Source organism: Couchioplanes caeruleus, from assembly GCF_023499255.1.
Lineage (GTDB): Bacteria > Actinomycetota > Actinomycetes > Mycobacteriales > Micromonosporaceae > Actinoplanes > Actinoplanes caeruleus_A.
The window spans coordinates 3,799,897-3,811,744 of sequence record NZ_CP092183.1 but is presented as its reverse complement, the minus strand read 5'-3'; the positions used below and the strand labels follow the sequence as shown (position 1 = coordinate 3,811,744).

General features: G+C 72.0%; 11 protein-coding genes. 5 read left to right on the top strand and 6 right to left on the bottom strand.

Features of this window, described 5'->3' with window-relative positions; genetic code table 11:
* Positions 1 to 8: 8 nt before the first annotated feature.
* Both COUCH_RS17615 and COUCH_RS17610 read left to right on the top strand, forming a co-directional pair.
* Positions 9 to 920 (top strand): trypsin-like serine peptidase, encoded by a 912-nt coding sequence (locus COUCH_RS17615; protein ID WP_249613179.1) that lies wholly within the window; start codon positions 9 to 11, stop codon positions 918 to 920.
* A 75-nt stretch (positions 921 to 995) separates the two neighbouring features.
* The gene (locus tag COUCH_RS17610) at positions 996 to 1,370 is read left to right on the top strand and encodes a carboxypeptidase-like regulatory domain-containing protein (protein WP_249613178.1); all 375 of its coding nucleotides are present in this window, start codon (positions 996 to 998) and stop codon (positions 1,368 to 1,370) included.
* Between the two features lie 3 nt (positions 1,371 to 1,373).
* Here the strand turns inward: COUCH_RS17610 and COUCH_RS17605 are convergent, their stop codons facing one another.
* Positions 1,374 to 4,337, bottom strand: coding sequence for a glycine--tRNA ligase (locus COUCH_RS17605; protein ID WP_249613177.1), 2,964 nt, complete (start codon positions 4,335 to 4,337; stop codon positions 1,374 to 1,376).
* A 44-nt stretch (positions 4,338 to 4,381) separates the two neighbouring features.
* On the opposite strand from COUCH_RS17605, the gene COUCH_RS17600 reads away from it, so the two are divergent.
* A complete protein-coding gene (locus COUCH_RS17600; RefSeq protein ID WP_249613176.1) occupies positions 4,382 to 5,533 on the top strand; it encodes an acyl-CoA dehydrogenase family protein in 1,152 nt (383 codons plus the stop codon).
* 20 nt (positions 5,534 to 5,553) lie between these two features.
* Here the strand turns inward: COUCH_RS17600 and COUCH_RS17595 are convergent, their stop codons facing one another.
* Entirely contained in the window at positions 5,554 to 5,925 is a 372-nt protein-coding gene (locus tag COUCH_RS17595) for a PRC-barrel domain-containing protein (RefSeq protein ID WP_249613175.1), read from the bottom strand.
* A gap of 92 nt (positions 5,926 to 6,017) precedes the next feature.
* Positions 6,018 to 6,194 carry a hypothetical protein gene (locus COUCH_RS17590; protein WP_249613174.1) on the bottom strand — a complete coding sequence of 59 codons (177 nt, stop codon included), beginning with the start codon at positions 6,192 to 6,194 and terminating at the stop codon, positions 6,018 to 6,020.
* Positions 6,195 to 6,283: 89 nt separating this feature from the next.
* On the opposite strand from COUCH_RS17590, the gene COUCH_RS17585 reads away from it, so the two are divergent.
* Entirely contained in the window at positions 6,284 to 6,997 is a 714-nt protein-coding gene (locus COUCH_RS17585) for a hypothetical protein (protein WP_249613173.1), read from the top strand.
* A 12-nt stretch (positions 6,998 to 7,009) separates the two neighbouring features.
* Here the strand turns inward: COUCH_RS17585 and COUCH_RS17580 are convergent, their stop codons facing one another.
* Complete coding sequence (locus tag COUCH_RS17580) at positions 7,010 to 8,650, bottom strand: glycoside hydrolase family 27 protein (RefSeq protein ID WP_249613172.1); 1,641 nt, start codon at positions 8,648 to 8,650, stop codon at positions 7,010 to 7,012.
* 146 nt (positions 8,651 to 8,796) lie between these two features.
* Between COUCH_RS17580 and COUCH_RS17575 the strand changes: the two genes are divergently transcribed.
* Positions 8,797 to 9,495 (top strand): hypothetical protein, encoded by a 699-nt coding sequence (locus COUCH_RS17575; RefSeq protein ID WP_249613171.1) that lies wholly within the window; start codon positions 8,797 to 8,799, stop codon positions 9,493 to 9,495.
* Here the strand turns inward: COUCH_RS17575 and glpK are convergent.
* Together glpK and COUCH_RS17565 are read right to left on the bottom strand one after the other, a co-directional pair.
* Positions 9,492 to 10,985, bottom strand: coding sequence for a glycerol kinase GlpK (glpK, locus tag COUCH_RS17570; RefSeq protein WP_249613170.1), 1,494 nt, complete (start codon positions 10,983 to 10,985; stop codon positions 9,492 to 9,494). The genes COUCH_RS17575 and glpK overlap by 4 nt on opposite strands.
* Positions 10,986 to 11,010: 25 nt before the next feature.
* Positions 11,011 to 11,766, bottom strand: a complete 756-nt coding sequence (locus COUCH_RS17565) for an IclR family transcriptional regulator (protein ID WP_249613169.1) — start codon at positions 11,764 to 11,766, stop codon at positions 11,011 to 11,013.
* Between the last annotated feature and the right edge of the window lie 82 nt (positions 11,767 to 11,848).

The following is an 11,848-nucleotide window of genomic DNA, read 5'->3' as shown; positions in this document are numbered from 1 at the left end:
GCGGGAGCGTGGCCGCGCTGAGCGTGATGGCCGCCACCGCGCTGTCCGTTGCCGCCGCTCCGGCCGGCGCCCACGCCGCGGCGCCGGCGCCGGCCGGAGCCGGCGCCGTCACCATCGTCAACGGTGCCGGCAGGACGATCACCATCTCGCCGTCGCTGGCCGCGGCCGCGCGGTCGAAGTCGTCGGCGGGCGCGGCCGGTCGTGCGGCCGGCGCCCAGGCCGGCGCCGTCAAGCCGGACCCGGGCATGGCCGGCTCGGTCATCGGCGGCGACGACCGGGTGCGAGAGTCCGTGCCCGCGGACTACCCGTGGCGCTCGATCGTCTACCTGTCGACCGACCAGGGTCAGTGCACCGGCTTCATGCTCAGCCGCGACGTCGTGGTGACCGCGGGCCACTGCGTGTACGAGGGCGGCTGGGTGACCTCGTACACGGCGGTGCCCGGCAAGAACGGCACCAGTCAGCCGTACGGGTCGTGCAGCGGGGGCATCAACGACGTGTGGACCACGTCGAACTGGATCTCCACCGGGTCACCGGACTACGACTACGGGCTGGTCAAGCTGACCTGCGACATCGGCAACACCGTCGGCTGGTTCGGCTGGTGGTACAACACCGGTGAGACCCTGACCGGGCAGTACTTCTACGTCGAGGGCTACCCCGGCGACAAGCCGTACGCGACGATGTGGTGGGACGGCGACCCGATCTCCAGCCAGTCCGCGACCCGCCTGTCGTACCAGATCGACACCTACAACGGCCAGAGCGGCTCGCCTCTCTATCACTACAACTCCACCACGGCCGGGCTCTGCGGCGGCTGGTGCGTGACCGGCATCCACACCAACGGAGCGGTCAACAACCAGAACAGCGGCACCCGGTTCACTCCGGATGTCATGTCCTTCATCAACTACTGGGTGAACCAGCCGTAGCGACGGCCGGTCCGGTGAGGGCGGGTCCGGCCCGTCCTCACCGCAGTGTGTCCGCAGGACGATGGAGGCGACATCGTGATCTGGATCGGACGGGCCTCGGTGCTCGTCATGACGATCGCAGTACTCGCCGCGTGCACGACGGCACCGGCTCCTCGCGATCACCCCCGGCCCTCGGCGGGCAGCGCCCCGTGGGGCACGGTCACGGGCACGGTACGCACCACCGCCGGGCGTCCGGCGCCCGGCGTGCTCGTGGTGCCGACGGCGGCCGGGGCCTCCACGCCCCCGGCACCCGAGAAGGCGGTCCGCACCGACGACGCCGGCCACTATCGCTGGCAGCTGATGCCCGGCCGGTACGTCTTGGCGGCCCGGCACGCGGACCGCGTTTCGGCGGGCGTGACGGTGACGGTGACGGCGGGTCAGCGGGCGTACGCGGACCTCACCATCGACTGACGGTCAGAGCCGCAGCTGCGTCCAGTCCAGCAGCCCCTCCCCCAGGTCGCGCACCTCGGCCAGCAACCCCAGCCGGGCCGCCCGGACCGCGGGCTCGTCGGCCATCACGTACACCTCCGCGAAGAAGGTGGTGACCGGCGCGGTCAGCACCCCCGCCACCTCCGTGAACCATCCGAGGTCGGCACGCCCGTCGAGCCGCTCCCGGACCGAGGACACCGCCTCGTGCAGCGCCACCTCCGCCGGCTCCTTCAGCTGCGCCGGGTCGTACGAGGCGGCCGTACCGGCCGGGACGATGCGGCGGGCCCGTTGGATGGCCTCCGTCAGAGCCCGGAAGGTGTCGTCGGCGACCAGGCGGCCGAGCTGGGCCAGGAGACGGTCCGCCACCGACGGGCGGCCGGCGTGGGGCAGCACCGCACGGACGCGGTCGACCGGGTGACCCTCCTCGGTGAGGACCTGTTCGAGGCGGCGGGTGAGGAAGTCGCGCACCTCGGCCGTCACCTCGGGGCCGGCCGGGACCGGTTGCAGCGTCGCCGCCCGGTCCAGGGCCTCGAAGAGGTCGATCGCCGACAGGTCGGGGTGGGCGCGGTGCACGGCGAGCAGGCCGAGGACGGCCCGGCGTACCGCGAACGGGTCGCTGCTGCCGGTCGGCAGGCCGGCCGTCGCCGCGAGGCCCGCGACCAGGTCGAGGCGGTCCGCCAGCGACAGCAGCGCCCCGGGTACGGAATCGGGCAGGTCGTCGCCGGTCTGGCGGGGCAGTTCGGCCTCGTAGACCGCCTGCGCCACGTCCGGGTGCTCACCCGCGTGGATGGCGTAGTCGCGGGCCATCACGCCCGCGAGGCTGGTCATCTCGGTGACCAGATGGGAGCCGAGGTCGAACTTGACCAGCTCGCCGGCCCGGGCGGTGATCCCGGCATCGGCCCCGGACACGCCCGCCGCCGTGGCGAGCAGCGCGCTCAGCGAGGCGATGCGGGCCGCGCGATCGGCCATCGAGCCCAGCTTGTCGGTGAAGGTGAGCCGGTGCAGCTTCTCCCGCATGGCGGCGACCGGCGTCTCGCGGTCGGCGCGGTAGAAGAACGCCGCGTCCTCGTAGCGGGCGCGCAGCACCGCCTCGTTGCCGGCGCGGACCACGTCCACGTCGACCGGCCCGTTGGCGACCGTCACGAACATCGGGAGCAGGGCGCCGGCGTCGTCGCGTACGGGAAGGTATCTCTGGTGTTTGCGCATCACCGTGGTCAGCACGGCGGCCGGCAGCTCCAGATAGCCTTCGTCGAAACGGCCCAGCAGCGGGATGGGCTGCTCGACGAGGTAGCTGATCTGGTCGACGAGCGCGTCCTCGGCCACCACGTCGACGCGGCCCTCGCCGTACACGAGGTCCTGGGCCCCGGAGATGATCAGCTCGCGCCGGTCGTCCGGGTCGGCGACGATCCCGTTGACCGAGATGGTCTCCATGAACGTCTCCGCGGACGCGACGCGCAGCAGCGGTGTCTGGGCGGTGCGCAGCACGCGGGTCTCGCGGCCCGCTTCCAGTGCGCCCACCGCGACCGGCACGATCTCGTCCCCCCAGAGCGCGACCAGCCAGCGGACCGGGCGGGTGAAGGTCAGCCGGGGGTCGTTCCAGCGCATGTTCTTCGCCGAACGCAGGCCGGCGACGGCCCGCGCGAGCACCGGGCCGAGCACGGCGGGTGCCGCGCCGCCCGCGACGTGCCGCCGGACCACCAGATGGGCGACGCCACCCACGTCGGCCGTCTCCAGCGCGTCCACGGGTACGCCCTGAGAACGCGCGAAGCCTTCCCGGGCCTGCTGCGGCGCGCCCTCCCGCGGCCCCTTCACGGTGTGCGTGTGGTCCTCCTCGCGCGCGGCCACACCGGTGACCACCGCGACGAGCCGGCGCGGGGTGGCGTGCACGCGGACGTCGCCGTGCGCGAGCCGGGTCCGGCCCAGCTGCTCGGTGAGGTCGCGCCGGAGTTGCTCACGGGCCATGCGGGCCTCGGACGGCGGCATCTCCTCGGTGCCGATCTCGAAGACGAGCGTCCGGGCGCGGTCCTCGCCGGCCGGGGCGGGCGCGGCCGACGGCACCGCCGCCTCCGGGAGCGGCTCCGCCTGGCCGAGAGGGTGCCCGAGCTCTTCCCGGCGGGCTCTCCACAGGCGGGCGACGTCACCCGCGAGGCGGCGCATCCGGGCGAACTCGGCGGCCCGGTCGGCGGTGGAGACGGCGCCGCGGGCGTCCAGCACGTTGAACGCCTGCGAGCACTTGAGGACGTACGTGTGCGCGGGCACCGGCAGGCCGGCGTCGATCATCCGCTGCGCCTCGCCCGCGTACAGCTCGAGCAGCCGGCGGTTGGCCGCCACGTCCGCGTCGTCCAGGTAGTAGCGCGACATCTCGTACTCGGCCTGGCCGAAGACCTCGCCGTAGCTGACGCCGGGCGCGTACTCGATGTCGGCGAAGTGGGTGACGCCCTGCAGCGCCATGATGATGCGCTCGACGCCGTACGTGATCTCCACCGAGACCGGGTCGAGCTCGAGCCCGCCGGCCTGCTGGAAGTACGTGAACTGGGTGATCTCCAGGCCGTCGAGCCACACCTCCCAGCCCAGCCCCCACGCGCCGAGCGCCGGCGAGGCCCAGTTGTCCTCGACGAAGCGCACGTCGTGGGCGGCGACGTCGATGCCGAGCGCGGCCAGACTGCCCAGGTACAGCTCCTGCGGGTTGCCCGGGTCGGGCTTGAGCACCACCTGGAGCTGCGTGTGGGTCTGCAGGCGGTTCGGGTTCTCGCCGTACCGGGCGTCGTCGGGCCGCACGGACGGCTCCGGGTACACCACCCGCCACGGTTCGGGCCCCAGCACCCGCAGGAACGTGGCCGGGTTCAGCGTGCCCGCCCCCACCTCGGTGTTCATCGGCTGGACGACCAGGCAGCCCTGGTCGCTCCAGTACGCGGTGAGCCGGGCGAGCGCGTCCTGCATGGTGAGCATGAGGCGGAAGTCTAATGAGCGCCGCCTGCGGGTATGAGGCGATTATGTCCGAGCTGCTCGTGGGTGACCTCTACCGCTTCCAGGACCTGTTGAGCCGGGAGGAGGCCGACACCGTGGCCCGGGTCCGCGACTTCCTCGCGGCCGAGGTGATCCCCATCGCCAACGACCACTGGGCGCGCGCCGAGTTCCCGTTCCAGCTGATCAAGGGGTACGCCGGCCTGGGGCTGGCCGGGAAGACGTACTCCAACCTCTGCTCGGGCTGGCTGGCGCTGGAGATGGCACACGCCGACGCCTCGATGGCCACGTTCTACGGCGTGCACTCGGGCCTGGCGATGGGCAGCATCGAGACGTGCGGCTCGCCGGAGCAGCAGGAACGCTGGCTGCCACGGATGACCACGTTCGACCAGATCGGCGCCTTCGCGCTCACCGAACCCACCGGCGGCTCCGACGTGGCGGCCGGCCTGCGCACCACGGCCCGCCGCGACGGCGACCACTGGGTGCTCAACGGCAGCAAGCGCTGGATCGGCAACGCCACGTTCGCCGACCTCATCGTGGTCTGGGCCCGCGACGAACAGGACAACCAGGTCAAGGGCTTCGTCGTCGGCAAGGACAATCCCGGGTACGCGGCCACGAAGATCGAGAACAAGATCGCGCTGCGCATCGTGCAGAACGCCGACATCACGCTCACCGACTGCGTGGTGCCGGAAGCCGACCGGCTGCAGAACGCCCGTACCTTCAAGGACACCGCGAAGATCCTGCGGCAGACCCGCAGCGGGGTGGCCTGGCAGGCGGTGGGGGTCATGCTGGCGGCGTACGAGATCGCCCTGGAGTACGCCAAGCAACGCGAGCAGTTCGGCCGCCCGATCGGCAAGTTCCAGCTGGTCCAGGACCTGCTCGTGCGCATGCTCGGCAACGTGACCGGCTCGCTCGGCATGTGCGTCCGCCTCGCCCAGCTGCAGGACGCGGGCGAGTTCCGCGACGAGCACTCGGCGCTGGCGAAGGCGTACACCACGACCCGGATGCGCGAGGTGGTCGGCTGGGCCCGGGAGCTGCTCGCGGGCAACGGCATCGTGCTCGACTACGACATCGGCCGCTTCGTCGCGGACGCCGAGGCGCTGTACTCGTACGAGGGCACCCGCGAGATCAACAGCCTGATCGTGGGGCGCGCGGTGACGGGGCTGAGCGCCTTCGTCTGACGGGGCCGGCGGCCCGCGGCTCAGGCCGCTCGGCAGCCGTAGTAGCCGTACAGGGTTTCGCAGAACTCGCGCGGCCCCATGACGGTCGGGTCGTAGAGCGGCGCGTCCGCGACCTGGGCGCTGGGCAGCGCGATGCGGATCCCCTCGCCCGTGACCTCGTCCACGGCCTCGACCGGGATGAACGACGGCGTCGCGCCGAAGCCGACGACGCCGCCGTGCTCGACGCTGATCAGCCGCAGCCGTTGCGCCTCGGCGTCGACGAGGAGGTCGTCCACCGTGCCGAGCGGGTTGCCGTCACGGTCGGTGACCCGGCAGCCGAGGATGCGGCCGGGCGCGGCGGTGCGGTGACCGGTCTCGGTGAGCCTGATCATCGTGACGGCGCGGCGGGTCATCGGCGTCTCCCCTCGTCACCTCACCAGCTACCCGCGGCCGGCCAGGACAAACGAGCCCACGGTCAGGCGACCTCGACCACCGCGGCCTCGTGTCACCACCAGGAGCTGGTCGACCGGTGCGCGGTGCCGGCCGACGTCGCCGCGGCGGCCACACGCAGCACGGTGACCACCGCCGCTCCGCGCTTCACCAGCACCTGCGCGGTCACCCCGACGCTGCCGAACGCCTCCATCGGCCGTGCCGCCGGCCCGTCGAACGACAAGATCTCCATCCCGGCACAGTAGAGCGCCGGGGCGTCACCGCGGGGTGATCTCCACTAGCATGGCCGGGTTCGTCAGGCGGCAGCGGAGATGAGGCGACATGCGGTGGTTCCGGCGGGGGTCCGGCAGGCGGCAGGTCGAGCACGACCCGGGCCGGCAGGCGGCGTTGCTGCAGGATCTCCGGCAGCGGTTCGGCCCGCACGTGCAGGCGCGGTTCCCCGATCAGGCCGCCGCCGTCGCCGCGCTGCTGGAGGGCGACGACGGGCTGGTGGTCGCGGACGCCGTGCTGCGGGAGTTCGCCGACGCCGCCCACGCCGACCTGCTCGCGCAGGCCGCTGACCTCTACCGGCGGACCGGTCACCCGGTCACTGTGGACCGGCGCAACTATCGGCCGTTGTGGCGGGCCGCCGGGGGCGCGTTGCGGTGGCCGCTGTTCGCGCTTCCCGGCGGGCTTCATCCGTACATTCAGGTGAGCGGGGCCGTCACGGCCGTGGGTGGGCAGGCGCGGCGGACGGTACGGGTGCTCGATCCGTACCCGCTGCTCGGGCATCTGTTCGAAGTCCTCGACCTGACCGTCGCCGGCTGGGAGTTCGGCCTCGTCCGCGTGGACACCGATGCCGCCGCGCTGGCCAACGGGCTGATCACGGCCGCCCGGGACCTGCGCGCGGCGATGGACGACCCGCCGCCGTTGCCGCCACCGGTACGGGAGCTGATGCGGCGCAACAACACCGTCGACGTGTACGACCTGACGGCCAACCGGATCGCGGGCGGCTTCAACCCGGGCAGGACGATGCGCGAGCAGCTGCTGGCGTGACCGGTCGGGGTGTCAGCCGGCGCGGAGGAAGTCGCCGACCCACTGGGTGCCGTTCCAGGTGCCGCCGTTCGCGTCGAGTTGCAGGTTGACGGTGCCGGACAGCAGGTTGACGTCCTCGAAGTCGTAGTGCGGCTGGCCGCCGACGGTGAAGGTGGCGGACACCCGGATGCCGTAGATCAGCCGCGGGTCGGTGCGGTTCACGGTCACCACCGGGGACCCGGCCGCGCTCGCCGAGGTGCGCAGCAGGTCGCCCACCCACCGGGAGCCGTTCCAGGTCGCGCCGTTGCCGTCCAGGTTCATCGTCACCGTACGGTCGAAGGCGCCGACCGCCTCCGTGTCGTCGTGCCACTCGTCGTTGATCAGGAACTCGGTGCGGACCTGCAGGTCGGCGATGGCGCGCGGGTCCGTCTTGGCGATGCGGACGGCGTCGGGCGTCTCGGTGCCGGCGACCCGCAGCAGGGCGACGCCGTGGGCCGCGACCGTGGTGGAGTAGCCGCCGGTGAAGCTGCCGCGGTCGGCGCGGGCGTGCAGATCGCGTACGCTCGCCGCGCCCGTGCCGAGCCCGATGTCGCGCCAGTCCACGCGGATGGCGGCCGCCGACCCGCCGCGGTTCCACAGCGCGACCACCCGTACGCCCGATCCCTGCACCTTCTTCGACCAGACCTCCTGGTCGCCGAGGTCGCGGACCCGGCGGCCCTGCGATCCGAGCGGGTCCTGGTCGACGGCGATGACCTCGGGGTTGGTGAGGATCCGCCGGGTCGCGTCGTTCATCGCGGTGAGGTCGTTGCCGGCGATCAGCGGCGCGGACATCAGCGCCCACATGCTGAAGTGCGTCTGGTACTCGGTGTCGGTCATGCCCCGCCCGGCGGTGGCGCCGGTGCCGTAGTTGCCGACCTGCAGCATGTCCGGGTCGTTGAAGTAGCCGGGGTGGGCGTACATCGCGTAGTCGTTGTTGCGGTCGATGATCTGCTCGACGGACTGCAGCCCGGGCGACGCGCCGGTGTAGTCGTCGCCGATGTCGCCGGTGGTGCGCGCCTGGTTGCCGGTCTTGGGCGCCCACGGCTTGAACTCCCACGCGCAGACGCTGAAGAGGATCTGCCGGCCGGAGGCGGCGAGCGCGTCGCGCATGGTGGCGTACTGGGTCTGCTGGTCGAGCGTCGCGTTGCAGTTGTCGTACTTGAGCAGGTCGACACCCCAGGACGCGTACGAGCGCGCGTCCTGGTACTCGTACCCCTGGGATCCGGGCCGGCCGGCGCACGTGTGCGTGCCGCGGTCGGAGTAGATACCGAACTTGAGGCCCCGGTCGTGCAGGTAGTCGCCGAGCGCCTTCATCCCGCTGGGGAACCGGGCCGGGTCGGCCACGATGTTCCCGGCGCCGTCGCGGCTGGTCTGCCAGCAGTCGTCCACGTTGACGTAGCGGTAGCCGAGGTCGCGCATGCCGGTGCTGACCATCGCGTCGGCCTGCCGGCGGATCAGCGTCTCGTCGATGCCGCACGTGTAGCGGTTCCAGCTGTTCCACCCCATGACGGGGGTGCGGCCCAGGCCGTTGTCGAGCGCGGCGGCCGGCCGGAACCGGGCGTCCACCGCGACGGTGGCGATGAGGGTGAGCATGGTGAGGAGGGCGGCGGCGGCACGGCGGGCACGGGGCGACATGGCGACCATCCATCGTCAGACGTCTATGTAGCCGTGAGTCTGCACGATGTCACAGAAATAAACAAGAACACTCACAGTGCATCGTGGACGGTAGGGTTCGAAACCATGGCCGCCCGTTCGTTTCTGTCGTCACCCGGAGGTGTGGAATGGCGCCCAGCAACGTTCCCTTCCCGGACTTCGACGACGAAGGGGTCGTATCTCACGGGTTCTCCTTCCGGCCCGCGTGGTGGCACAAAGCGGTGGCACGACCCGCGTGGACAGCTCACCTCGATCGGCTTCCGCTCGCTTCCGGCGACGGCTACCGGCGGATAGCCCGGGCTGACCTGTTCGCAGCGGCCTCGGACGAACCGGCGCCCGCGGTCGCCGTCTCGGCGTACGCCTGGGGGACCGGGACGGGTGCCTTCCTGGTCGGGCGGCGAGCTCGCGCCTTCCGGCGCAACGATGCCGAGGTGGTGGCCGACCGGCTCACCCGCGCCCGCGACCTGCTGAGCAACGCCGGCGCGGCGGAGGCGTACCAGTCACTTCTGCGGGGTGGTCGCAACAATGTGCGCTACCTGGGACCGTCGTTCTTCACCAAGCTTCTTTACGCGTACGACGCGCGGGAGGGTCAGCCTGGACGCGCTCTCATCCTCGACCGTTTCGTGGCCGCCGGCCTCAACCGTCGACATGGTTGGTCGTTCAGCACGCGCGGGCCATGGTCGACGCACGAGTACGGCCGATGGCTCGATCTGGCCCACGACGAGGCGCACCGAGCGTCGCAGGAGCTGGGAAGGCGGGTCCGGGCGGACGCCGTCGAGAAGGCGTACTTCTGTTACGGCCGGGCGCTGGCGACCGGCCGGTGTTAAGCGGGCTGGATCCAGTCGAAGGTCCGCTCGACCGCGCGACGCCAGTTGCCGTACTCGGAGGCGCGCAGGTCCGGGTCCATCGCCGGGAGCCACTGCCCCGCCCGGTGCCAGTTGCGGCGCAGGTCCTCGAGGTCCGGCCAGTGGCCCACCGCCAGCCCCGCCGCGTACGCCGCACCCAGCGACACCGTCTCCGCCGCCAGCGGCCGGACCACCGGCACGTCGAGCACGTCCGCGACGTACTGCATCAGCAGGTTGTCCGCGGTCATGCCGCCGTCCACCTTGAGCGTCTTCAGGGTCAGGCCCGAGTTGGCGTTCATCGCGTCGACGACCTCGCGGGTCTGCCAGGCCGTCGCCTCCAGCACCGCACGGGCCAGGTGCCCCTTCGTGATGTACGAGGTCAGCCCCACGATGACGCCGCGGGCCTCGGAACGCCAGTGCGGGGCGTACAGGCCGGAGAAGGCCGGGACGATGTAGCAGCCGCCGTTGTCGGACACCGTCCGCGCCAGCGTCTCGATCTCCGGCGCGGTGGTGATCAGCTCGAGCTGGTCGCGGAACCACTGCACCAGCGAGCCGGTGATCGCGATGGAGCCCTCGAGCGCGAACTGGGCCGGCTCCCCCTCGATCTGGTACGCGACCGTGCTGAGCAGCCCGTTGTCCGACCGGATCAGGTCGGCGCCGGTGTTGAGCAGCAGGAAGCTGCCGGTGCCGTACGTGCATTTGGCCTCGCCCGGGGTGAAGCACGTCTGGCCGAACAGCGCGGCCTGCTGATCGCCGAGCGCCGCGCCGATCCGTACGCCCGGGAACGCGGCCTTCGCCGTGCCCAGCACCGACACCGAGGGCCGGACCTCGGGCAGCATCGCCCGCGGGATGCCGAAGAAGTCGAGCGACTCCGGCGACCAGTCGAGGGTGTGCACGTCGAGCAGGTTGGTGCGGCTCGCGTTGGTCACGTCGGTGACGTGCAGGCCGCCGGTGAGGTTCCAGATCAGCCAGGTCTCCATCGTGCCGAAGAGGATCTCGCCGCGCTCCGCGCGCTCCTGCAGGCCCGGCGTGTGGTCCAGCATCCAGCGCAGCCTCGGCCCGGAGAAGTAGGTGGCCAGCGGCAGCGCCGCGCGTTCCTGCACCTCGGCGGCGCCGGGGGCCTCGAGCAGCCGGTGCACCAGGGAGTCCGTCCGCGTGTCCTGCCACACGAGCGCGCGGCCGACCGGGGCGCCCGTACGCCGGTCCCAGACGACCGTGGTCTCGCGCTGGTTGGCGATGCCGACCGCGGAGACCTGGTCCAGGGTGATGCCGGCGCGGCGCAGCGCCAGCGGCGCGAGGCGTTCGACGTTGCGCCAGATCTCCGCCGCGTCGTGCTCCACCCAGCCCGGCTTGGGGAAGTACTGCTTGTGTTCCTGCTGGGCGAGGGAGACGAGCTGTCCGCGCCGGTCGAACACGATGCACCGCGTCGACGTCGTTCCCTGGTCGATGGCGACCACGTAGCGCTCGGTCATGAGAGGTCCCTCCCCTGCCTGTGCTCTAGTGCCGGGCCGCCCCCAGGTCGCGGGAGACCGCCCGGGCGGCGTCGCGGACGTAGCCGACCAGCCGCGGGTGCGGCCGGTACCGGTTGTCGCAGATGCGTTCGACCAGGCCGGAGACGCCGATGGCGCCGACGACGAGGCCGCCGTACCCGCGGATCGGCGCGGCCACGGCCGCCTCGCCGACGGTGTACTCCTCGATCTCGGCACCCCACCCGGCCTCGCGCACCCGGTCGAGGTCCGCGGCGAGCTCGCGGGCGCCGACGACGGTGCGGCGGGTGAAGCGCTCGAGCGGCGCGGCGGGCCGGGCCGTCCGGTACGCGAGCAGCACCTTGCCGAGGGCGGTCGCGTGCAGCGGCAGCAGCGCGCCGATGTCGAGGGTCTGGAAGGTGTCGTCGGGGCGGAACACGTGGTGCACGACCAGGACCCGGCCCTCCAGCACCGTGCCGATGCGGACCGCTTCGCCGGAGCGGGCGGCCAGCGGGTCCGCCCAGTTGATCGAGCGGGACCGCAGTTCGTTGATGTCGAGGTAGCTGGTGCCCAGGTGCAGCAGGGCGGCGCCGAGCTGGTAGTGGCCCGACACCCGGTCCTGCTCCACGAAGCCGACGTGCTGCAGCGTGCGCAGGATGCCGTGCACGGTGCCCTTGGCCAGGTCCAGCGACCGGGCGATCTCGCCGAGGCCGAGCCGGCCGGGACCGCCCGCCAGCATGCGCAGGATCGCCGCGGCCCGCTCGATCGACTGCACCGTGCCGGGCATGTTCCGGAGCCTATGCCAGCGTGTTACCTGCGGCACAGACGTCGGTGTTCGACAATGCCGAACGACGTTCATTGTCCGCGCG

Bases quoted from the DNA above. Each gene is read 5' to 3' on its own strand.
- COUCH_RS17605 (WP_249613177.1), bottom strand. From the start codon at position 4,337: ATGCTCACCATGCAGGACGCGCTCGCCCGGCTCACCGCGTACTGGAGC.
- COUCH_RS17575 (WP_249613171.1), top strand. From the start codon at position 8,797: ATGGCGCCCAGCAACGTTCCCTTCCCGGACTTCGACGACGAAGGGGTC.
- COUCH_RS17585 (WP_249613173.1), top strand. From the start codon at position 6,284: ATGCGGTGGTTCCGGCGGGGGTCCGGCAGGCGGCAGGTCGAGCACGAC.
- COUCH_RS17600 (WP_249613176.1), top strand. From the start codon at position 4,382: ATGTCCGAGCTGCTCGTGGGTGACCTCTACCGCTTCCAGGACCTGTTG.
- COUCH_RS17595 (WP_249613175.1), bottom strand. From the start codon at position 5,925: ATGACCCGCCGCGCCGTCACGATGATCAGGCTCACCGAGACCGGTCAC.
- COUCH_RS17565 (WP_249613169.1), bottom strand. From the start codon at position 11,766: ATGCCCGGCACGGTGCAGTCGATCGAGCGGGCCGCGGCGATCCTGCGC.
- COUCH_RS17580 (WP_249613172.1), bottom strand. From the start codon at position 8,650: ATGTCGCCCCGTGCCCGCCGTGCCGCCGCCGCCCTCCTCACCATGCTC.
- glpK (WP_249613170.1), bottom strand. From the start codon at position 10,985: ATGACCGAGCGCTACGTGGTCGCCATCGACCAGGGAACGACGTCGACG.
- COUCH_RS17590 (WP_249613174.1), bottom strand. From the start codon at position 6,194: ATGGAGATCTTGTCGTTCGACGGGCCGGCGGCACGGCCGATGGAGGCG.